The organism is Alteromonas sp. AMM-1 (genome assembly GCF_047290655.1).
Lineage (GTDB): Bacteria > Pseudomonadota > Gammaproteobacteria > Enterobacterales > Alteromonadaceae > Alteromonas > Alteromonas mangrovi.
On record NZ_JBLBUE010000011.1, the window covers coordinates 33,470 to 53,914 of the forward strand.

At 50.0% G+C, this 20,445-nt stretch carries 17 protein-coding genes; 14 read left to right on the forward strand and 3 right to left on the reverse strand.

Features of this window, described 5'->3' with window-relative positions; translation table 11 throughout:
- Positions 1-104: 104 nt before the first annotated feature.
- The 3 genes from ACLR2L_RS04095 to ACLR2L_RS04105 all read right to left on the reverse strand — a co-directional run bounded on the left by ACLR2L_RS04095 (position 105) and on the right by ACLR2L_RS04105 (position 3,816).
- Positions 105-545 carry a hypothetical protein gene (locus ACLR2L_RS04095; protein WP_413365928.1) on the reverse strand — a complete coding sequence of 147 codons (441 nt, stop codon included), beginning with the start codon at positions 543-545 and terminating at the stop codon, positions 105-107.
- A gap of 95 nt (positions 546-640) precedes the next feature.
- Positions 641-1,852 (reverse strand): dipeptidase, encoded by a 1,212-nt coding sequence (locus ACLR2L_RS04100; RefSeq protein WP_255439381.1) that lies wholly within the window; start codon positions 1,850-1,852, stop codon positions 641-643.
- A gap of 20 nt (positions 1,853-1,872) precedes the next feature.
- On the reverse strand, positions 1,873-3,816 hold the full coding sequence (locus tag ACLR2L_RS04105; protein WP_413365930.1) for a S9 family peptidase: 1,944 nt from the start codon (positions 3,814-3,816) through the stop codon (positions 1,873-1,875).
- Positions 3,817-4,187: 371 nt separating this feature from the next.
- On the opposite strand from ACLR2L_RS04105, the gene ACLR2L_RS04110 reads away from it, so the two are divergent.
- From ACLR2L_RS04110 to ACLR2L_RS04175, 14 genes are all read left to right on the forward strand, one after another.
- A complete protein-coding gene (locus ACLR2L_RS04110) occupies positions 4,188-4,952 on the forward strand; it encodes a SapC family protein (RefSeq protein ID WP_413365932.1) in 765 nt (254 codons plus the stop codon).
- Positions 4,953-5,026: 74 nt separating this feature from the next.
- Positions 5,027-6,475: a molybdate ABC transporter ATP-binding protein ModF gene (gene modF / locus ACLR2L_RS04115; protein ID WP_413365934.1), complete on the forward strand. Its 1,449-nt coding sequence runs from the start codon at positions 5,027-5,029 to the stop codon at positions 6,473-6,475.
- A gap of 387 nt (positions 6,476-6,862) precedes the next feature.
- Positions 6,863-7,321, forward strand: coding sequence for a division/cell wall cluster transcriptional repressor MraZ (gene mraZ / locus ACLR2L_RS04120; protein ID WP_140959941.1), 459 nt, complete (start codon positions 6,863-6,865; stop codon positions 7,319-7,321).
- Entirely contained in the window at positions 7,318-8,253 is a 936-nt protein-coding gene (gene rsmH, locus ACLR2L_RS04125) for a 16S rRNA (cytosine(1402)-N(4))-methyltransferase RsmH (protein WP_413365936.1), read from the forward strand. The genes mraZ and rsmH overlap by 4 nt, the downstream gene beginning before the upstream one ends.
- Positions 8,250-8,570: a cell division protein FtsL gene (gene ftsL, locus ACLR2L_RS04130; RefSeq protein ID WP_140959937.1), complete on the forward strand. Its 321-nt coding sequence runs from the start codon at positions 8,250-8,252 to the stop codon at positions 8,568-8,570. Before rsmH ends, ftsL begins: the two co-directional genes overlap by 4 nt.
- The gene (locus tag ACLR2L_RS04135; protein ID WP_140959935.1) at positions 8,567-10,345 is read left to right on the forward strand and encodes a peptidoglycan D,D-transpeptidase FtsI family protein; all 1,779 of its coding nucleotides are present in this window, start codon (positions 8,567-8,569) and stop codon (positions 10,343-10,345) included. Before ftsL ends, ACLR2L_RS04135 begins: the two co-directional genes overlap by 4 nt.
- Positions 10,335-11,864, forward strand: coding sequence for a UDP-N-acetylmuramoyl-L-alanyl-D-glutamate--2,6-diaminopimelate ligase (locus ACLR2L_RS04140; protein ID WP_413365939.1), 1,530 nt, complete (start codon positions 10,335-10,337; stop codon positions 11,862-11,864). Before ACLR2L_RS04135 ends, ACLR2L_RS04140 begins: the two co-directional genes overlap by 11 nt.
- Positions 11,861-13,279 carry a UDP-N-acetylmuramoyl-tripeptide--D-alanyl-D-alanine ligase gene (locus ACLR2L_RS04145; RefSeq protein WP_413365941.1) on the forward strand — a complete coding sequence of 473 codons (1,419 nt, stop codon included), beginning with the start codon at positions 11,861-11,863 and terminating at the stop codon, positions 13,277-13,279. The genes ACLR2L_RS04140 and ACLR2L_RS04145 overlap by 4 nt, the downstream gene beginning before the upstream one ends.
- The gene (gene mraY / locus ACLR2L_RS04150) at positions 13,273-14,355 is read left to right on the forward strand and encodes a phospho-N-acetylmuramoyl-pentapeptide-transferase (protein WP_140959929.1); all 1,083 of its coding nucleotides are present in this window, start codon (positions 13,273-13,275) and stop codon (positions 14,353-14,355) included. The genes ACLR2L_RS04145 and mraY overlap by 7 nt, the downstream gene beginning before the upstream one ends.
- Complete coding sequence (murD, locus tag ACLR2L_RS04155) at positions 14,355-15,671, forward strand: UDP-N-acetylmuramoyl-L-alanine--D-glutamate ligase (protein WP_413365943.1); 1,317 nt, start codon at positions 14,355-14,357, stop codon at positions 15,669-15,671. Before mraY ends, murD begins: the two co-directional genes overlap by 1 nt.
- Positions 15,668-16,990, forward strand: a complete 1,323-nt coding sequence (gene ftsW, locus ACLR2L_RS04160) for a cell division protein FtsW (RefSeq protein ID WP_413365945.1) — start codon at positions 15,668-15,670, stop codon at positions 16,988-16,990. The genes murD and ftsW overlap by 4 nt, the downstream gene beginning before the upstream one ends.
- Complete coding sequence (gene murG / locus ACLR2L_RS04165) at positions 16,983-18,047, forward strand: undecaprenyldiphospho-muramoylpentapeptide beta-N-acetylglucosaminyltransferase (protein ID WP_413365947.1); 1,065 nt, start codon at positions 16,983-16,985, stop codon at positions 18,045-18,047. The genes ftsW and murG overlap by 8 nt, the downstream gene beginning before the upstream one ends.
- A 3-nt stretch (positions 18,048-18,050) precedes the next feature.
- A complete protein-coding gene (gene murC / locus ACLR2L_RS04170; protein ID WP_413365949.1) occupies positions 18,051-19,496 on the forward strand; it encodes a UDP-N-acetylmuramate--L-alanine ligase in 1,446 nt (481 codons plus the stop codon).
- Positions 19,493-20,443 (forward strand): D-alanine--D-alanine ligase, encoded by a 951-nt coding sequence (locus tag ACLR2L_RS04175; protein WP_413365951.1) that lies wholly within the window; start codon positions 19,493-19,495, stop codon positions 20,441-20,443. The genes murC and ACLR2L_RS04175 overlap by 4 nt, the downstream gene beginning before the upstream one ends.
- Positions 20,444-20,445: the final 2 nt, after the last annotated feature.

A 20,445-nucleotide genomic window follows, 5' to 3' on the forward strand; every position in this document is an offset into this window, starting at 1 on the left:
ACCGAATTGAACTAACGGTAATGTCTAAGGCACGTTATAACGGTAAGCGAGCACTAGACGTTAGCGGGTCGTGTAAAAGCGACTGCTGGTATACGTTGAGGTAATCAGGCGATAGGTGGGCGATACGGAGAATTGATTTCACCGCTGAATGGCTGCGGTGAAAGCTGCATTGCAGAGTAAAAAGCCACAACCGGACTGGTAAACAAATTCGATTCAGCAATATACACCGGTGACTGGCAAAGGTGCTTACAGGCACAACCGCCATTGTCGCAATCACTTTGCATCGCGCAGTTATGTGCAGTGTTTGAAGTAACAGTATCCGGTGAAGAGGACTCCGGACAGCAACTGTGTGAGTTGGTTGTTTGTGCGTTGTGATGAATGAAAGACGCATTACCAGCATCTGCTATTACATCTGGTGTTACATCAGACTTTGCCATTTTGACGTGTTGCGTTTGCATTTTGGGCGCAGCACTCACCATTGCATGCCCGGCGAAGGGTAGCAATGACACCGCCACAATCAAAAAATACCAAACTAAACGCTGCATGGTTGCCTTAATGTTTTACACTGCAAAGCAGTATACGTTAATAAGCTTTGCTGGCACAAGATGCTTGTGCCAGCTGTGACGGGTTTAGCTTGTGGCTAGTGAGCCGCCGCATAGGTTTCTACCTGAGACCATACGCGAAGCAGGTTTTCGCCCAGCAATTTGGCAATACTTGCTTCGTCGTAGCCGCGGTCGAGTAACCCCTGTACCAGAGACGGGTAAGAGGCGACATCCTTTAATCCAATCGGCAGGGAGTCACCCACGCCATCGTAGTCTGAACCAATCCCAACGTGATCGATGCCTATCAGTTTTACCACGTGATCAATGTGATCCAATACATCTGCTAACGTGGAGTAGGGGTAGGGGTTTTCGCGGCTGTACTGGTCGGCAAAGTTTTTTACCTGTTCACTGTCTTCGCCAAACTCTTTTACCAGCGCATTGCGCTGTTTGGTGCGATTGTCACTCCACAGGCGGGCTTCACGGGTAACAAAGCCAGAACCAAAGTTAATCATTACCACACCGCCGTTTTCGCCCAGTTTAACCAGCATTTCGTCGGTCATGTTGCGTTCAAAGCCTGGTGTAAAGCTGCGCAGTGAGGAGTGGGAGGCAATTACGGGTGTATTGGTTAATTCAATCACCTGATAAAATGCGTCGTCGGAGACATGAGAAATATCGATCAGCATACCGATGTTATTCATTTCGGTAACCAATTGCTTACCAAACGGACTCAGGCCCTTCCATTTTCGGCGAATGTCATAAGATGAATCACTGATATGGTTAGCAAGGGAGTGCGCCAGCGTGATGTATCGTACGCCGCGATTGTAGAAAATCTCCAGGTTGGCCAGATCGCCCTGAATGGGCGAGCCGTTTTCCATTCCCATGGGCAACGAAATCAGGCCTTTGGCAAATTGTTCCCGCACATCGGCAACACTGGTGGCAATAGCAAATTTGTCTGGCGCACGGGCCACTATGGCTTCAACCGAATCAATTAACAGGTGAGCCAGTTGAGTGGACTCAGCAGAATCATCCAGGCTGGCTGGTACATAAATCGACATAAACGGCGCGTTTAACCCGCCAGAAACGGCTCTCGGGTAATCGAAATCGCCATCGGCAGTGGCCTGGGTAACGTCTACCCATTTGTCGTGTACGCGGTAAGGCACATCAATATGGCCGTCCACAATAATATGCTTTTTAGCGATTTGTTGAGCAACGGACAATCCTTTATAGGCGTCGATTTCATTAGACGTGGACTGGCAACCGGTTAACAGGCTTAATGCTGTTAGTGTGCCAACCATCAACACATGTTTCATGGTACAGGTTCCCTATTGTTTTATTGTTGTGCAGTTAAATGGCGTTCCAGAAATTCAGCCAACGCCCGATAGAAGGTAACACGATTTTCCAATTTACTCACACTATGACCTTCATCGGGAAAACGTAAATAGGTGACGGGCAAACCTTTGTCGCGTAGCACTTTTACCATGCGATCAGATTCGGTTACCGGGTCACGGGGATCGTTTACGCCATGTTCAAAAAACATCGGGGCCTGAATGCGGTGTACTGTGTTAATAGGGGAGTTTTCAGCATAAAACGCCTGCCATTTGGGCTCGCGAATGTCGCCATACTCTATGCGATCAGAGGCTTTCAATCCGGGAGACGCTTCCTCGAGTGCCCGCACCCAGTCTGATACACCTACAAATGACGCGCCCGCTTTGAATGCGTCAGGATACAACCCCATTACGGCGTTCACCATGTAACCGCCATACGAACCACCCATCACCGCGCTGTTTTCAACGTCTATTCGCGGATCGCCTTTTAAATAGGCTAGTGCATCAACCAGATCCCGCACGCTGTGCAGGCGCTTTTCCTGATTATCGAGGCGGGCATAGGTTTTGCCAAAACCGGTGGAGCCCCGCACATTTATATCCAGCACGGCAATGCCTTTTCCAACCAGATACTGCGTGAGGGGTTGCCACGAGGGTTTCGCCTGAGCGGTTGGTCCGCCGTGCACATCCACAACTAACGGGACTTTGTTAAGCATGCCTTTCGGTAAATACAGTAAACCGTGCAGCGTAATGCCGTCCCTTGCAGGGAATTCAATTGCCTGTGGTGTAATCAGTTGTTCGGAGTCAATACCGGCCATGGTAGCGCTGACTAACAGTCTGGCTCGCTCTCCGGTGAGATTGGTAACAAACACATTTGCCGGTGAAGTTGGACTGCTGATTTCCACCGCAACCACATCAGAACTGTTGGCACAGCTAACCTGATAAACGCCGTCGGGCAAAGCAATTTTTCGAAGTCCTGAGCCATTCAACCGGCTGGTGTACAAGGTGTCAAAACCCTGATTGTTTTCGGTCCAAACCAGACTGGACTGATTGTGGCAAACTAGCAGGTTGTCCAGGTCGAATTCGCTTTGGTGACGGAGTCGGGTTGTTTCGGTTTCAGTATTGTACTCATACAAGGCGGTCATTTCGCGGTCCAGATTCGACAGGAAATACAGCGTTTTGCCATCGCTACTCCAGTGGAAATTGCTGAAAGCGGCTGCCACAGCGGGGGTATATAATGGAGTAAGGGTGCCAGTATGAATATCGAGCAGAAACACATCCTGTGCATCTTCTCCTCGGGTTTCGGTAACGACGACATTGCTGCTATTGGGTTGCCAAGCATGAGGGAAGAAACCAAACTCGGCCTGATACACCATGGTAGATTTGCCGGTGTTGATATTGTGTTCATAAATATCAAAGTCGCGGCCATTGCGTTCGGTAGAAGCATAAGTAAATCGCGTACCATCGTGATTAAACTCACCGAAGCGCCGAAATGCATTACTGTGAGACAGCAACAAGGATTCGCTAAGACCATTGGTGCGAATACTGTAAAATGCCTCCCGCTCATTGCCATCGTTATCCGCGCCGTAGATCAATTGTGAGCCATCCGGATGCCAGCGGAAAAATGAAATACCATTACCAAAGGTTAACTGAGTGGCCTGCCCACCCTGAACAGATTGCACCCATAGCTGCCGCTCGCCGGTAGCTGTGCTGATAAAGGCAAGTTGAGTGCCTTGTGGATTGATAGCTGCCTGACTTACCCCTCGCGAGAGTAAGTAGCGACTAATATCCACTGGCTGTTCGCCCGCCAGACCTATGTTCAGGGCTGACGAACCAGGCGTATCCTGCGGGTAAGGCCAGTCTGAAGCGGAAGTGTCGCTGGCGGCAGAATGTCCGGCAAGAAATAAACTGGCGCATAGACCGATAATAATACGCTGGCGTAAAAGTGTCATAGTTACCTGCTACCCTGAGAATGATTACTTAAATGCGAATTGGTATTACACCAAGGTATACCAAGCGTTTGGTTCTTTGTGCTTTTTTTCGGTTAATCGACAAAATTGTCTGTCGAGTGAATTCCAGGCTGTAAGAGGGTGGCTTTACGGCTGACGTGAAATACGCCATACTGCCCGCCGACTGGTTGGGATCATAGGGCAAAAAAGCCCGGAACTGTTTCGGCTAAAAAGCGTCGAAACTCACTGTGATTGCATTGGCATGGATCACGACTGACGGTTTGTCGATGACTACAACCACCCCATTATGGATAGAGAGTTGCCCTGTTTAAGGCAGTGTGGCAACGAAGCAAATAACAATTGAGATAGTACTTATGGCAATGAATTTTGTACCGCTGGATAAAAACAAACATAAAGACATTAAAGTTGCAGTAGATCCGGCTTTCCCATTTGCAAAAAACACCCACCTGGCCGCAGCGTCAATCCGTGAATTCGCCCAATTGGCAAGCGCTATGCCGCTGGTATTCATTCAGGATCCTAAAACTCAGAATCACCACGTGGTAGCGATGCTGGGTATGGAGCCAGGTCAAAACCTGTTCCTGACTGAAGGTAAGTGGAACGCTCCACACATTCCAATGAACATTGTACGCTACCCGTTTGACGTGCGTCCTGACGGCGAAAAGCTGGGCGTGTACATCGATGAGAACAGCGAGCAAATTAAAGACGCAGGTCAACCGTTGTTCAAAGAAAACGGCGAGCCAAGTGAATTCCTGAACAGCCGTCAACAACTGCTGGTGGATCTGGCTAACAGCGAAATGCTAACGCAGCAGTTCGTGAAGAAAGTAGTAGATCTGGGCTTGCTGGATGATGTGCAGTTGCGTTTGCAATACGTAAGCGGCCAGGGCCGTAACGTAGGCGGCATGATGACCATCAACGAGAAAAAACTGATGGAACTGTCTGACGAGCAGGTACTGGAACTGCACAAAGCGGGTTTCCTGGGCGCCATGTATGCCGTAATGATGTCGCTGGGTCAGTTAAACCGCTTGATCGAACTGTCTAACAAAACTGACAACCCAATTCGCTCTATGCAAATGGGCCCGGCTAAGAAAGAAGAACAGCCGGCTCCAGCTGCTCAGTAAGCACTTACTTATTATTCGAGAAGCGGGTGAAAGCCCGCTTTTTTTATTTTAACTCTTGGAATGCTGCGCACATCATGTCGATTTTATTGTCTGAATGCCTTGTTAAACTTGCCCCGGCTTATCATTTTGCTTTGTCGTCATTCCAGCTTTCTGAAGGACAACACCTCGTGATCACCGGCTTCAATGGCAGTGGAAAATCCTCGCTGGCTGCGGTGATGGCGGGTGCAGGAGAATTACTTTCAGGCATCCGTGAGACACCTGCCCGATTAGGATGGGTTAGTGTGGCGCAGCAACGGGCGATTATTGAAGCTGAGCGTAAAAAGGACGACGCTGATATTCTTGATGTGGTGCCAACACCCAGTAGTGCACTGCAAATCGCCTTGCAGCACAACCCACAGCCAACCGCAGCACAGTTGCAAACCCTTGAGTACCTGGCTGACATGCTGGGTATTACGCCATTATTAGCGCGGGCATTTTTGTCGCTGTCTACCGGTGAAACCCGCAAGGTGTTGTTATTACAACAACTACTGAGCGAACCCAAATGGTTGGTGTTAGACGAGCCCTTCGACGGATTGGACGTGGAATCCGTGGCAAAGTTAACAGACTACCTGAATACACTTGCCCACCACTGTACGCTCATTATGGTAATCAATCGGTTAAGTGAATTGCCAGACTGGGCAGGCAAGCTGGTGTTCATGGAAAACAATCAGATTGGCTGGCAATCCCAGGGCGAAAGCATCACCGACGCCGACCGCCAGCACCTTGCCCAAATACTCCACATTCAGCATCAGGTAAGTACATTGCCCCCTGCAGACACTGAACATCGGGCGCCAACGTTGTCGAATAAACATACCCCCTTGGTAAAACTGGTGAATGGTAATGTAGCCTGGGGAGATAACACGGTATTTGCGCAATTAAACTGGGAGATTTACCCCGGCCAACACTGGCAAATCAGTGGGCCAAATGGTTCGGGAAAAACCTGTTTACTCACCCTGATCACGGGGGATAACCCACTTTGTTACAGCAATGACCTGATGGTATTCGGTTACCAGCGTGGCAGTGGAGAAAGTATTTGGGATATCAAACAACACCTTGGAATAGTGTCAAACAGTCTGCATTTGCAGTACCGGGTAAATTGTTCACTGCTGGATGTGATTTTATCTGGCTACTACGACAGCATTGGCTTGTATCAGCAACCAACACTGGCTCAGCGCAAGCTGGCGACGGCGTGGTTGGAACTGATTAATATGGTGTCACTGGCAAAAACGCCATTTCAGTCGTTATCGTTTGGTGATCAGCGATTGGCACTCATTGTGCGCGCCATGGTAAAGCACCCGAGCCTGCTCATACTGGATGAGCCGTGCAACGGTTTAGATGATGCCAACCGGCTTAAAATTCTGGCTATGGTGAATTTGCTCGCTCGTCAGGGCGATACCACCCTGCTGTATGTGAATCATCACAGCGAGGATCGTATCGACGCCATTAAACACTGCCTTGATATGCGGGATTACGCAACAAAATAGCCGCGCTATCCGATCGGATCGAAGCAATAATGCGATCTGTGCGATCCCCGGATTGCTTGCATTTGCTGCCAATTCCTCGCGAATTGGTATAAGCCCGCGAAATTATTTTAAGTCAATTGAGCCTCCTGCAAAAAGCCTGCCTCAACGCAGGCTTTTCTATTTTCTTACTTGTTATCAGCCACTTCGGCTGTGGCCCTTAATATTCAAAAATTGGATGTCGGAATCACGCTCATATTCGGGGTCTTTTTTGCTTGACAGTGGGAAGGATTGATACCTAAACTGTCAATTGTGGGTAAAAGTGGTAAATAGTGGATCCTATAATCAAGGTTTTGCAGATCGGATCTCAAAAACAAGAACAACAAGATCAAAATAAAAAAGGCTAGGGGAATGTTCCGCGGCGCTAATGCAATCAATCTGGATACAAAAGGGAGACTGGCCATACCTACGAAGTATCGACAGTCTCTTTTGGATGATTGCAACGGACAGCTGGTCTGCACTATTGACACACAACAAAGCTGTTTACTGCTTTACCCACTTCCCGAATGGGAAGAAATTGAACTAAAACTGAGTAAGTTTTCGAGCATGATCCCGTCTGAACGACGCATGCAGCGATTACTGCTGGGTTATGCAACAGAATGCGAAATGGATAAAAGCGGCCGCGTCTTGCTGTCGTTGCCATTGCGCAAACACGCCGCACTCGATAAAGAAGTGATGTTGGTGGGTCAACTCAATAAGCTTGAAATTTGGGATGCTGAAATCTGGGCAACGCAAATTGATGCTGATATGGAAGTGGAACGTTCAGGTGGATTTGAACTGACCGAGCGACTACAGGACTTCTCTCTATGAGCGACAGCTTCAAACACACGTCGGTACTACTACAGGAATGTCTCGATGGTCTGGCGATCAAGCCTGATGGGATCTACATTGATGCCACATTTGGTCGTGGCGGCCATTCCGGTGAAATTTTATCTCAGTTGGGCGAAAACGGCCGCCTGATTGCTTTTGATCGCGATCCTCAGGCTATTGAAGCAGCCCAGCGTTTTGCTGATGACAAGCGTTTTACCATTGTTCATTCTGCGTTTGGCGATATGGCTAACGTTATTGAAGGGATGTCGTTAACGGGGCAAATCGACGGTGTGCTGATGGATTTAGGCGTATCTTCACCGCAATTAGACGATGCCGAGCGAGGCTTCAGTTTCCTGCGCGATGGTCCGTTAGACATGCGCATGGATACCAGTCGTGGCCTGAGTGCTGCTGAATGGCTTGCAGAAGCTGATGAGCAGGATATTACACAGGTTATTAAGGAATTTGGCGAAGAGAAATTTGGTAAGCGTATTGCCTATGCCATCGTGAACGAGCGCAAGGTAAAGCCTATTACCCGTACCACTGAGCTGGTGAAGATCATCGAGCAAGCCATGCCAGTGAAAGACAAATTCAAACACCCGGCCACCCGCACTTTCCAGGGCATCCGTATTTACATTAATGCCGAACTGGAACAATTACGCGTGGGTTTGAAAGCCGCTACCGCCATACTGAAGCCTCAGGGTCGCTTGGCGGTGATTTCGTTTCACTCGCTGGAAGATCGCCTGGTAAAGCGATTTATGAAGGAACAAAGCAAAGGTAAAGCCGTTCCACACGGCTTGCCATTAACCCAACGGGAGATCGATGCAGATAAAGTATTGACGTTGATAGGCAAGGCTATCAAGCCTGGCGATGATGAGCTGGCGGTTAACGTCCGGTCCCGAAGTGCGGTACTCAGGGTGGCGGAAAAACGATGACAAGCTCAACGACGAACTTTAATTTACTGCTCATCCTGGTTACCGAATTGACCCGCCATAAAGTGCGGGTTTTGTTGTTTATAGCGGTCATTGCAAGTGCGCTGGCGGTGATCCTGAGCAGTCACCATAATCGTCAGCAAAACATCGCATTAGAACAGCTGATGCGCGAGAAGGACGACCTGGATGTAGAGTGGCGGAATCTGGTATTAGAACAGCGTGCGCTCACCGAACACAACCGCATTGAGGCGTTGGTAGAGAAGCATCTGGATATGCAGCGCCCTGGTGCAGAAGACGAAGTAGTGGTGCGTATAAAATGACTACCATTACCTTAAAAGCCAGTAAGTCAAAGACCAGCGGCGCAAAAATGAATAACCGGCCGGGCCCAATGCAATGGCGCTTCCTGGTGGTACTGGGCGTTATCATTCTGGTGTTTTTGGTATTGGCCATGCGGGCCGCGTTTATTCAGGTAATCGAGCCTGACGATTTGATCCAGCAGGGTGACAGCCGAACGTTGCGTACCCGCAACATGCCAACTTATCGCGGTTTGATTACCGACCGCAATGGCGTGGAACTCGCTGTTAGCGTACCGGTACGTGCAATTTACGCCGATCCCAAAGTCATTCACGATGCCAATGCGCTTAACCAGACCCGTCGCTGGCTTGCTCTGGCAGAAGTCATTGGGCAGGACGTAGATGAGCTGGTTAGCAAAGTAGACAATCCTCAGCGACGCTTTGTATACCTGCAACGTCAGGTTTCCCCCGCTATGGCCGACTATGTAGAGCAACTTGATATTCCGGGCGTCTATTTGCGCAAAGAATCTCGCCGTTATTATCCAACCGGTGAAGTAGGTGCACAGCTCATTGGCATTACCAACGTAGATGATCAGGGTATTGAAGGGCTGGAACGGTTATATGACGACTGGTTAACCGGATCGCCTGGTAGTCGTAAGATTCGACGCGATGCGAAAGGCCGCCAGGTAGAAGTACTTGAAAGCACAGACGGCGAAGCCGCTGGCAACCTGGCGCTTACTATTGACCAGCGCATTCAGGCACTGGCCTATAAGCAAATTAAAGAAGCTATGTTGTATTACCAGGCCAGTTCAGCGTCGGCCATCGTGGTAGATGTGCACAGTGGCGATATTCTGGCTATGGTGAATGCTCCGTCATTCAACCCTAATGATCGCAGTGATATTTCTCCCCATCGTATGCGCAACCGCGTGATCACCGACGCGTTCGAGCCGGGAAGCTCGCTAAAGCCGCTGGCAGTGTTAAGTGCATTGGAATTTGGCGTGGTAAAACCTAACGATATCGTAGACACCTCGCCAGGCTGGATGCGCCTTGGGGGGAGTCTGGTTAAGGACGTTCGCAATTACGGCAAGCTCAGCCTAGCCGAAATAATTCAGCATTCCAGTAACATGGGTACGTCAAAACTGGCTTTGTCGGTACCCAAACAGTTCCTGCTGGATACGTATTACAACATGGGTCTGATGTCGGATACCGGCGTAAATATGCCGGGTGAAAGTACGGGCATATTCCACGAGCGCAATCGCTGGTCGGAATTTGAGTTGGCTACGTTGTCGTTTGGCTATGGGATATCGGTGACTACCGCGCAACTGGCGAGAATGTACGCTACTATTGCCGCCGGTGGTATAAAGCGCCCGTTAAATATTGTACGCGACACTGAGTCTTCGGCGTATAAACCTGCAGAAGAACGCGTGATCAGCGAAAGCAATGCTAAGGCCATTCTGGCCATGATGGAAACCGTTACCCAGGATGACGGTTCAGGGGTGAAAGCGCGCATTCCCGGTTATCGGGTAGGCGGTAAAACAGGTACCAGTCGAAAGGCAGTCGCGGGTGGTTACGGCGAAGAATATGTCAATATTTTTGCCGGCGTTGCGCCAATCACTAACCCACAGCTTGTCACAGTGGTGCTGATTAATGAACCGGGTGGCGATTTGTATCATGCGGGTGACACCGCCGCACCGGTGTTTTCGGAAATAATGGGTGGCGCATTACAATTGCTCAATATTGCGCCGGATGACAGACAAATGAGTGCCACGCAGGTAATTGAGAGGGTGTCTCATGGTGGTTAGTGCTTTTACCCAAAGTCTGCATGCATTGATGTTGAAGTTCGGTGTGAATGCCCCGGATATTCGCGTTCAGGGTTTAACGCTGGACAGCCGTGATGTCACACCAAAAATGGTGTTTGTGGCAGTTAAAGGGCATCAGCAGGATGGACGTGATTTCATTCCTCAGGCTATCAGTTTGGGGGCCAGGGCCATTCTTGCTGAAGCGGATGACGCCAGCGAGCATGGCCACATCACTATGCGTGAACACACAGTTATCATGCATTTTTGGGGATTAAGAACACTGCTGTCTGCATTGGCTGCTGCGTTTTATGATTATCCAGCCAATAAACTTGCCACTATTGGTGTTACCGGCACCAATGGCAAAACCTCTGTGGTGCAATTAATTACCCAAATGAAGCATCGGTTGGGTCACCGCGCCGCGTCGATTGGTACGCTAGGCAGTGGTATCTACCGCGATGAGGCTTCCTATGCGCCGGCCAGTAATGGCAATACCACTCCCGACGCAATTTATATGCAGTATCTGCTAGCCGAATTTGTGCAACAGGAAGTACAGCAAGTTGCCTACGAAGTGTCCTCCCATGCATTGGTTCAGGATCGCCTGAAGCAAGTAAAAACCGACATCGGCGTGTTTACAAATCTTACCCGCGATCACCTTGATTATCACGGCACAATGGATGCTTATGCTGAAGCCAAACGCGCATTACTCAATCTGCCAGGCATGCGTCGGATTGTGCTTAATCAGGCTGATCCGGCGAGTGAAGCATGGCAGAAAGCGGCGGCTGATCGCATTGAGGTTGTGTGGACCAATGTGTTGGCAGAAGTACCGCAGAATTTGCCCGAACAGCGCTATTGTTTTGCCACAAATGTGCAATACCATGCCAATGGATGTCAGTTCAGACTCGCGAGTTCGTGGGGGACAACTGTGGTGCAGGTAGCGTTATTAGGCGCATTTAACATCGCTAATCTGATGAGTGCAACGGCCGCTTTGTTATGTCAGGGAGAGCGTTTCGCCAATGTGGTTAGTGCACTGGAACAAGTGCATGCGGTACCCGGTCGACTAGAGGTGTTTGAGTTTGCGAATAACGCCAATGTGGTAGTGGACTACGCCCATACACCCGATGCGTTGGAAAAAGCCTTGTCGGCACTACGCAGTCACACCAAGGGTAAAGTGTGGTGTGTATTTGGTTGTGGTGGCGACCGTGACAAAGGAAAACGGCCACTCATGGCTCAGGCCGCTGAGGCAGGCGCAGATCACCTAGTGATCACAACAGACAACAGTCGCTCTGAGCAGGCGCAAGCCATTGCCAACGACATCAAGGCCGGACTCACTCAGCCTGATTTGGCAATGGATATTCCCGATCGCGAGCAGGCCATTCGCTATTGTCTGACACATGCCGACAAAGACGACTTAATTCTGGCCGCCGGTAAAGGGCATGAAGATTATCAAATTATTGGTAAGCAGCGAATTAACTATAACGAACGGGCAGTGATCGCCCGTTTGCAGCAGGAGTGCAGCAAATGATAAACACAACGCTGGCATGGATTGCACAACAGATCCAGGGAAGACTGGAAGGTAACGATATTACAGTAAGTGCTGTGAGCACTGACACCCGGCAGTTGAACCAGGGCGACGTGTATCTGGCATTAAAGGGCGACAATTTTGATGGACACGCCTTTGCTGAGGCCGCTGTAAACGCGGGGGCAAGTGCCATCATCGCCAGTACACCAATTGCTGCCGGGCTTGCTGCGCAGGTACCGGTAATTTATGTAGACGATACCAAAACCGCATTGGGTGAGTTAGGCGCAGCGGTGAAGGCAGCTGTTCAGCCAAAAACTATCGGAATAACCGGCAGTAGCGGTAAAACTACAGTAAAAGAAATGTGTGCGGCAATCTTGGCACAGCGCGGAAACGTGTTGGCAACCGCCGGCAACTTCAATAACGACATTGGTGTACCTCTGACTTTATTGCGTCTTACTCCAGAGCACGAATACGCGGTAATTGAAATGGGTGCGAATCACCTGGGTGAGATTGCGTATACCACTAATCTGGTAAAACCGGATGTGGCCACTATTGTTAATGCGGCCGCAGCGCATTTGGAAGGCTTTGGCAGTTTGCTTGGCGTAGCGCGAGCTAAAAGTGAAATTTTTAAAGGGTTAGGGGATAACGGCCTGGCCATTGTTAACCGCGATAGCCAGTTTGCAGAATTTTGGTTGGGTAAACTCAAGTATCAGCCAGTGCAAACCTTTGCGCCAGATTCAGCCAGTACAGAAGCCGATTACTATGCGTCAGATATCACCATTGATTTAAATGGTTGTGCTGAATTTGTTATGCATACGCCAAAAGGCACGGCAGAAGTGCGTTTGTCGGTACCCGGTATGCATAACGTCGGCAATGCGTTGGTCTCCGCTGCGCTGACACTGGCGGTAGGCGCAACACTCGAAGACGTGAAATTTGGCTTGCTGGCAATGAAAACGGTAGGCGGTCGCCTCAAAGTGGTGCCACTTACCGACCAGGTGCGTTTACTGGATGATACTTACAATGCGAACGTGGGCTCGGTAAAAGCCGCAATTGATACGCTGGCCAGCTTTGCCGGTAAGCGGGTACTGGTGCTGGGTGACATGGCTGAACTGGGTGAGCAGTCCCGTTACTACCATGAACAGGTAGGCGAATACGCCATGCAACGCGGTGTGGATTGTCTGTATACCGTTGGCGTACTGAGCCAAAGTGCCACCACGGCTTTCGGACAAGGGGCCTTTCACTTTAGCGACAAGCCCGCGCTGATTGAGGCGATCGTGAATGATTTGGGTAATGAGCAACGCGACCTGACTATTCTGGTGAAAGGATCGCGCAGCGCCAGAATGGAACAGGTAATTACAGCACTGGAGGAATCCCCATTGGGAAAGCTTAATCGTCGGCGGGAGAAAATTGCATGTTGATCTGGCTCGCCGACTGGCTAACGCAGTTTGAGACTGGGTTTAACGTATTTTCGTATCTAACTATGCGTGCAATTCTGAGCACACTAACGGCTCTGCTGATTGCCATATTAATTGGTCCGAAGATGATTCGCTGGCTGCAAATGATGCAGATTGGCCAAACGGTTCGCAACGATGGCCCGCAATCGCATTTGTCTAAAGCGGGCACACCAACCATGGGCGGCTTGTTAATACTTGCGGCTATAGTAACAAGCGTACTGTTATGGGCAGATCTGAGTAACCGCTACGTGTTGGTTACGCTGTTTGTGGTGGTTACTTTCGGCATTGTGGGATTTGTTGACGATTACCGTAAGGTGATCCGCAAGGATTCCAAAGGCCTGATTGCACGCTGGAAATACTTCTGGCAGTCGGCCATTGCGTTGTGTGTTGCATTTTACCTGTACAGCAGCGCACAGCAAATGGAAGAAACAGCCTTGTTGGTTCCTTTCTTCAAAGATGTGCTACCGCAGTTGGGTATTTTCTATATTGCGATTGTGTATTTCGCGTTAGTAGGCACCAGCAATGCGGTAAATTTAACCGATGGTCTGGATGGTCTGGCGATTGTGCCTACCATTCTGGTAGCCGGCGCGTTTGCGATTTTTGCGTACGTTACGGGTAACGTGAATTTTTCAGCGTATCTGAATATTCCCTACATACCGCTTACCAGTGAACTGGTGATTGTGTGCACGGCTATAGTTGGTGCTGGCCTGGGCTTTTTATGGTTTAACACCTATCCGGCCATGGTATTTATGGGCGATGTAGGCTCACTGGCGCTAGGCGGTACGCTTGGCATACTTGCAGTGTTAGTCAGACAGGAAATTGTACTGATTATCATGGGGGGCGTATTTGTTATCGAAACACTCTCGGTGATCATGCAAGTGGGGTCGTACAAGTTGCGTGGGCAACGCATTTTCAGAATGGCGCCTATCCACCATCACTACGAATTAAAAGGCTGGCCGGAACCACGCGTTATAGTGCGCTTTTGGATCATTTCTCTGATTCTGGTTCTGATTGGTCTGGCAACATTAAAGCTACGCTAATGAATAACTTACTGAATAACGCTACACATTTTGTTGTTGCAGGCTCCGGGCTATCGGGGCTGTCCTGCGTGCGTTATTTACTGGATCAGGGAAAGCAGGTGAAGCTGTGGGATACCCGCCCGCATGCCCATATACCCGACACGCTCACTATTGATGTTGTATGCGGTGAATTGCCGGATAATTATTGGCAGGGAATGGAAGTACTGGTGGTGAGTCCCGGTATTTCACCCGCGCTACCTGCCATTCAGAACGCGGCGGCCAGCGGTGTACAAGTGGTTGGTGATATCGAACTCTTTGCCCAGGCTGTGCAATGCCCGGTGATAGGCATTACCGGCTCAAACGGCAAAACCACTGTTACACTGCTAACTACGCATATTCTTCAACAACTGGGTATCAATGCCATTGCGGCTGGTAACGTGGGTTTGCCCGCGCTTGACGCATTGTCGCTCAAGCCTGAGGTTGCTGTTCTGGAATTATCGAGTTTTCAGTTGGAAACCACCGTATCACTTAATCTGCACGCTGCTACTTTACTTAACGTATCTGCCGATCATCTGGATCGCCATGGTACGTTAGATGCCTACCGGGCTGCCAAGCAACGGATATTTTTTCACGCCCGGTGCGCTGCCGTAAACCGTGATGACAACGAAACCCTGCCTACGGATTCGGCTATACCCGTTATTCAAACGGGTTTAACTGAATGCAGCACCGGTTTTGGCTGGCGAGGTGAAACACAGACTATTCTGTACAACGGTCAGCCGATACTTCGTATGGTCGACACTCAACTTGTTGGGTTGCACAATGCGCTAAACATTCAGGCATCGCTGGCGTTAGTGTCGGTATTAAATGTGGATGTTGAGCAGGCAGCTCAGGCAGTAAAAACGTTCAAACCTGCTCCGCATCGCTGTGCAAAAATCGCGGTGAAAGGCGGGGTTACCTATATCGACGATTCAAAAGCGACCAATATAGGCGCAACGGAAGCAGCACTGATTGGCCTGGGTCCGACACTGGCCGGCCGGTTAATACTCATTGCCGGAGGCGACGCCAAAGGTGCTGATTTAACCGCGCTTAAGCCGTTATTCGATAAACACGTGAATGCGGTAATCGCAATGGGGCGCGACGGTAAAGTGCTCAGCGACATTGCTGCAAACGGACATTACGTTGCTACCATGCCAGAGGCCGTTGCGCTGGCCGCATCGATGGCACAGCCGGGGGATACTGTTCTGCTTTCACCTGCGTGTGCCAGCCTTGATATGTTTAAAAACTATCAGCACCGGGCCGAAGTATTTGCTAACGCAATTCAGGAGCTGCCAGCATGAACGCCGTGACCAGCCAGCTAGCTTCGCTGTTTTCTGCCCGTCACGATCAACCCGTGCACAGTGAGCCGGTATTCGACGGCAGCATTGTGCTGGTTGCGTTTGCGCTGATGGCAATTGGCCTGGTCATTGTGTGTTCCGCATCCATGCCGATTGCTGACAGGATCCATGACAACCCGTTTTACTTCGCCATTCGACACGGTATTTATTTAATTGCTGCCATTATTGCCGCGATGGTGGTAGTGCAACTGCCCATGCAGTTTTGGCGTGTTGCTAATCCCTATATGTTGTTATTGGCGATCGGTTTGCTGGTTGCCGTATTACTGATCGGTCGCAACGTAAATGGCTCTACCCGTTGGCTTGCAATTGGCCCAATTACTATTCAGGCTGCAGAACCAGCCAAACTGTTCTTTTTCTGTTATCTGGCTGGCTATCTGGTGCGACGCTACGACGAAGTAACTGAAAATCTGAAAGGCTTTATTAAGCCTCTGGTCGTGTTCTTCATTCTGGCATTGTTGCTATTGGCCCAGCCAGATCTGGGTACCGTGGTTGTCATGCTTGCAACCACTATTGGATTGCTTTTTTTGGCCGGTGCCAGGTTATGGCAGTTTTTCGCACTCATGTTTGTAGGCATTCTGGCCGTTGTCGCGTTGATCGTGTTCGAGGAATACCGTTTAAGGCGGGTAACGTCATTTCTTGATCCCTGGGCCGACCCATTTGGCAGCGGCTACCAGCTTACACAATCCTTAATGGCCTATGGCAGGGGTAACTGGTTTGGACAGGGATTAGGCAACAGCTTACAGAAGCTCGAATTCTTACCCGAAGCTCACACCGACTTCGTTATGGCTATCCTGGCAGAAGAGCTGGGCTTTGTTGGCGTAATGATGGTATTGATGCTGATGTTATGGCTGGTACTGCGAGCGTTGCAAATTGGCAACAAAGCACTCGCCAGCGACCGCCCTTTTGATGGCTTCATGGCGTATTCGATTGGTATTTGGTTCAGCTTTCAGACGGCTGTCAACATTGGCGCCAGTGCCGGTATTCTGCCTACCAAAGGCTTAACCTTGCCATTGGTCAGTTATGGTGGTTCAAGTCTTATTGTAATGGCGGTTGCCGTGTCATTGTTGTTGCGCATTGATTTTGAATTGCGCGTATCGGGTGTTCAAGCGCTCACCAAAGGCGTTAAAGCCGACACTAAACGGGAAGCAAGGCGCAGTAAAAAGCAAGAAGCCAAAGCCAAAGTAAAACAAGCGATGCAAAGTGCTGAGGATATGGCAGAAGACGCCAGCTTACTCGATGATGAGGAGACGCAGCATGGCTAAGCGTTGTCTTATCATGGCAGGCGGCACCGGAGGACACGTGTTTCCGGGGATCGCAGTGGCTGATACCCTGGTAAAACGCGGGTGGCATATCGACTGGCTGGGTACGGCTGAACGCATGGAAGCCCAGGTAGTGCCTCAGCATGGATATCCTATTCACTTTATTCCGGTTAAGGGCTTGCGCGGAAAAGGTATTCAGGCCCGGGTAACTGGCCTATGGGCACTGCTAAAATCACTGATTGCCGCACGTAAGCTGGTTAAGTCAATCAAGCCTGATGTTGTTCTGGGCATGGGCGGTTACGCCAGTGGACCAGGTGGACTCGCTGCCTGGAGCCTTGGTATCCCGGTGGTGGTTCACGAGCAAAATGCCGTGCCTGGCATGACTAACCGACTACTTGCTAGAGTGGCAAAGCGCATTATGCTGGGATTTGAATCGGCCAAAATTCACTTTGGTAAACAGCAGAAAAAATGTGTGAACGCGGGGAATCCGGTTCGCTCTACCATTCTTACCTTGCAGGCTAAGGCAACGTCACAGTTGCCATTGAATATGCTGGTGGTGGGCGGCAGCCTTGGCGCACGTCCTCTGAACGAACAGATCCCGGAATTATGCAAAAATTTATCGGGATTGAATATCTGGCATCAAAGTGGCAAGGGTAATGCCGATGCTGTTACGCAGGCTTACGGTAAGACCACCGTCAGAGTGACAGAATTTATTGATGACATGGCAGAAGCCTATCAATGGGCTGATTTTATTGTGTGCCGGGCCGGCGCGCTCACCGTTGCCGAAGTCGCAGCAGCGGGAAAGGCAGCCATTTTTATACCACTGCCGCATGCGGTGGACGACCACCAAACGCAAAATGCCCGCTCGCTGGCAGACAATCACGCGGCAGCGTTGGTGCCTCAGGCAAAACTGAGTGAATTGCTGCCCGGTTTAATTCAAAGCTGGATCGATGATCCACAGCAGTGCAGTCTGATTGCGCATAAGGCGAAACAGTTTGCACCGCATAACGCAGCGGGCCTGGTGGCTGACGCTTGCGAACACGTTGTAATTGGAGAGTAGTACATGGTTTTACAAACACCTTTTCAAAGCCCGCAGATGCGCAAAGTTACGCGTATCTTTTTTGTGGGTATTGGCGGTGCCGGCATGGGCGGCATTGCTGAGGTGTTATTGAATGAAGGTTATCAGGTAGCCGGTTCCGACATTCAGGCTGGCGCAATGACCCAGCGCCTGTCGGCACTGGGGGCGTGCATTGCCATTGGTCACAAGGCCGAAAATGTGGAAGGAGCCAACGTTGTAGTGGTGTCCAGTGCGATCAATGAATCCAATCCTGAAATACAGTATGCCCGTCAACAGCGCATTCCCATTATCCGGCGCGCAGAAATGCTGGCGGAGTTAATGCGTTTTCGCCACGGCATTGCGGTAGCGGGTACACACGGTAAAACAACCACCACCAGTCTGATAGCCACTATTTTTGCAGAAGCAGAGACTGATCCTACTTTTGTGATTGGTGGATTACTCAACAGCGCAGGCACCAATGCCCGGCTAGGCAAGAGCCGCTATCTGATTGCTGAAGCAGACGAGAGCGATGCGTCGTTTTTACATTTACAGCCCATGATGAGCGTAGTAACCAACATAGAAGCCGACCACATGGCTACCTATGACGGTGATTTTTCTAAAATGACCGACACCTACATTGAATTCTTACACAACCTGCCATTTTATGGTCAGGCTGTGGTATGCGGCGACGACCCGGTCATTCGCGAGTTACTGCCCAGAATTGGTCGCAGCGTACTGACATACGGATTGAAAGATGACAACGACGTGCGGGCTACCAATATTCAGTTTAGTTTTGGACGCACCCGTTTCGATGTGTCACGACCGAACAAACCTGTACTTACCATTGAATTAAATCTGACCGGTACACACAATGTGCTCAATGCACTGGCAGCCATTACGGTAGCCACCGAGGAAGGCATCGAAGACGACGCTATTTGCAAGGCACTCTCAACCTTTGGTGGAATAGGTCGCCGATTTGAAATACTGGGCCAGTTTGATACTTCAGTGGGACATATTACCCTGGTAGATGACTACGGTCATCACCCTACAGAAGTGGCTGCAACAATTGCTGCTGCGCGCAATAACTGGCCATCCCAACGTTTGGTGATGGTATATCAGCCACATCGTTACAGCCGGACCCGCGATTTGTACGAAGACTTTGTGGAAGTGTTGTCCCAGGTAGATTGTTTGTTGTTGCTGGATGTCTACGCGGCCAGTGAACAGCCTATCGAAGGGGCCGATAGCAGGGCGCTTGCCAGATCGATTCGCGCCAGGGGGCAACTGGAACCTGTATACGTGAGTAGCCATGAAGAATTACCACTAATTCTGGCCAATCAACTGCAGGATGGTGATATTGTGATGTCTCAGGGAGCGGGTAATATTGGCCAACTCGCAAAAAAACTGGCGGCAACCGGTATGGAACCCGCAAATCTTCAGGGGCAAACGTCATGAAATTTACCACGTATTCTGCGCAACAATACGGGCGCGTTGCAGTGATGCTGGGCGGTGAATCGGCTGAACGCGCGGTATCGCTGAACTCCGGGAAAGCAGTACTGAGTGCGTTGCAATCAGCAGGTGTAGATGCCTTTGCCTTTGATACTGCTGAACGGCAACTAACTGATTTGTTAGCGGAAAATGTTGATCGTGTAATGATAATGCTACATGGTCGCGGAGGCGAGGATGGCTCCATGCAAGGCGCCCTTCAACAACTGGGTATTCCCTATACCGGAAGCGGTGTGTTGGGGTCGGCTTTATCGATGGATAAAATCCACACCAAGCAAATCTGGCAATGCCTGCAACTTCCTACTGCGAAATATGAAATTGCTGTAAAAAGTCGCTTTGAAGCTGGATCATGCGGCGCTATAATGGAAAAATTAGGGGGAATAGTCATGGTCAAACCCGCTCGGGAAGGTTCGAGTATTGGGATGGCCAAAGTGACAAGCGCTAAACAACTAGAAACCGCCGTTCAGGACGCCTTTAATTATGATAATCAGGTCCTGATAGAGCAGTTCGTAGATGGTCTTGAATACACTGTATCGGTTGTACAGGGTAAAGCTTTACCATCAATCCGCATGTCAACCCCACATACGTTTTACGATTATTCAGCAAAGTACCAGGATAATACTACCCAGTACTTTTGCCCCAGCGGCCTTTCTGATGAACAGGAAAGCACGCTGGCACAATTGTGTACCAATGCGTTTGAAGCGTTATCTGCCAGCGGCTGGGGCCGGGTAGATGTAATGCAGGACCGCCACACAGGTCAGTTTTATTTACTGGAAGCCAATACGGTGCCAGGCATGACAGAGAAGAGCCTGGTTCCCAAAGCCGCAGCCGCGGCAGGGATCAGTTTTCAGGAATTAGTGCTGGCCGTGTTAGCAACCAGTATGGAGCCTGCGTAAGC

Bases quoted from the DNA above. Each gene is read 5' to 3' on its own strand.
- ftsW (WP_413365945.1), top strand. From the start codon at position 15,668: ATGAACGCCGTGACCAGCCAGCTAGCTTCGCTGTTTTCTGCCCGTCAC.
- ACLR2L_RS04095 (WP_413365928.1), bottom strand. From the start codon at position 545: ATGCAGCGTTTAGTTTGGTATTTTTTGATTGTGGCGGTGTCATTGCTA.
- murC (WP_413365949.1), top strand. From the start codon at position 18,051: ATGGTTTTACAAACACCTTTTCAAAGCCCGCAGATGCGCAAAGTTACG.
- ACLR2L_RS04110 (WP_413365932.1), top strand. From the start codon at position 4,188: ATGGCAATGAATTTTGTACCGCTGGATAAAAACAAACATAAAGACATT.
- ACLR2L_RS04105 (WP_413365930.1), bottom strand. From the start codon at position 3,816: ATGACACTTTTACGCCAGCGTATTATTATCGGTCTATGCGCCAGTTTA.
- modF (WP_413365934.1), top strand. From the start codon at position 5,027: ATGTCGATTTTATTGTCTGAATGCCTTGTTAAACTTGCCCCGGCTTAT.
- ftsL (WP_140959937.1), top strand. From the start codon at position 8,250: ATGACAAGCTCAACGACGAACTTTAATTTACTGCTCATCCTGGTTACC.
- mraY (WP_140959929.1), top strand. From the start codon at position 13,273: ATGTTGATCTGGCTCGCCGACTGGCTAACGCAGTTTGAGACTGGGTTT.
- murD (WP_413365943.1), top strand. From the start codon at position 14,355: ATGAATAACTTACTGAATAACGCTACACATTTTGTTGTTGCAGGCTCC.
- ACLR2L_RS04145 (WP_413365941.1), top strand. From the start codon at position 11,861: ATGATAAACACAACGCTGGCATGGATTGCACAACAGATCCAGGGAAGA.
- rsmH (WP_413365936.1), top strand. From the start codon at position 7,318: ATGAGCGACAGCTTCAAACACACGTCGGTACTACTACAGGAATGTCTC.
- ACLR2L_RS04140 (WP_413365939.1), top strand. From the start codon at position 10,335: ATGGTGGTTAGTGCTTTTACCCAAAGTCTGCATGCATTGATGTTGAAG.
- ACLR2L_RS04175 (WP_413365951.1), top strand. From the start codon at position 19,493: ATGAAATTTACCACGTATTCTGCGCAACAATACGGGCGCGTTGCAGTG.
- ACLR2L_RS04135 (WP_140959935.1), top strand. From the start codon at position 8,567: ATGACTACCATTACCTTAAAAGCCAGTAAGTCAAAGACCAGCGGCGCA.
- ACLR2L_RS04100 (WP_255439381.1), bottom strand. From the start codon at position 1,852: ATGAAACATGTGTTGATGGTTGGCACACTAACAGCATTAAGCCTGTTA.
- murG (WP_413365947.1), top strand. From the start codon at position 16,983: ATGGCTAAGCGTTGTCTTATCATGGCAGGCGGCACCGGAGGACACGTG.
- mraZ (WP_140959941.1), top strand. From the start codon at position 6,863: ATGTTCCGCGGCGCTAATGCAATCAATCTGGATACAAAAGGGAGACTG.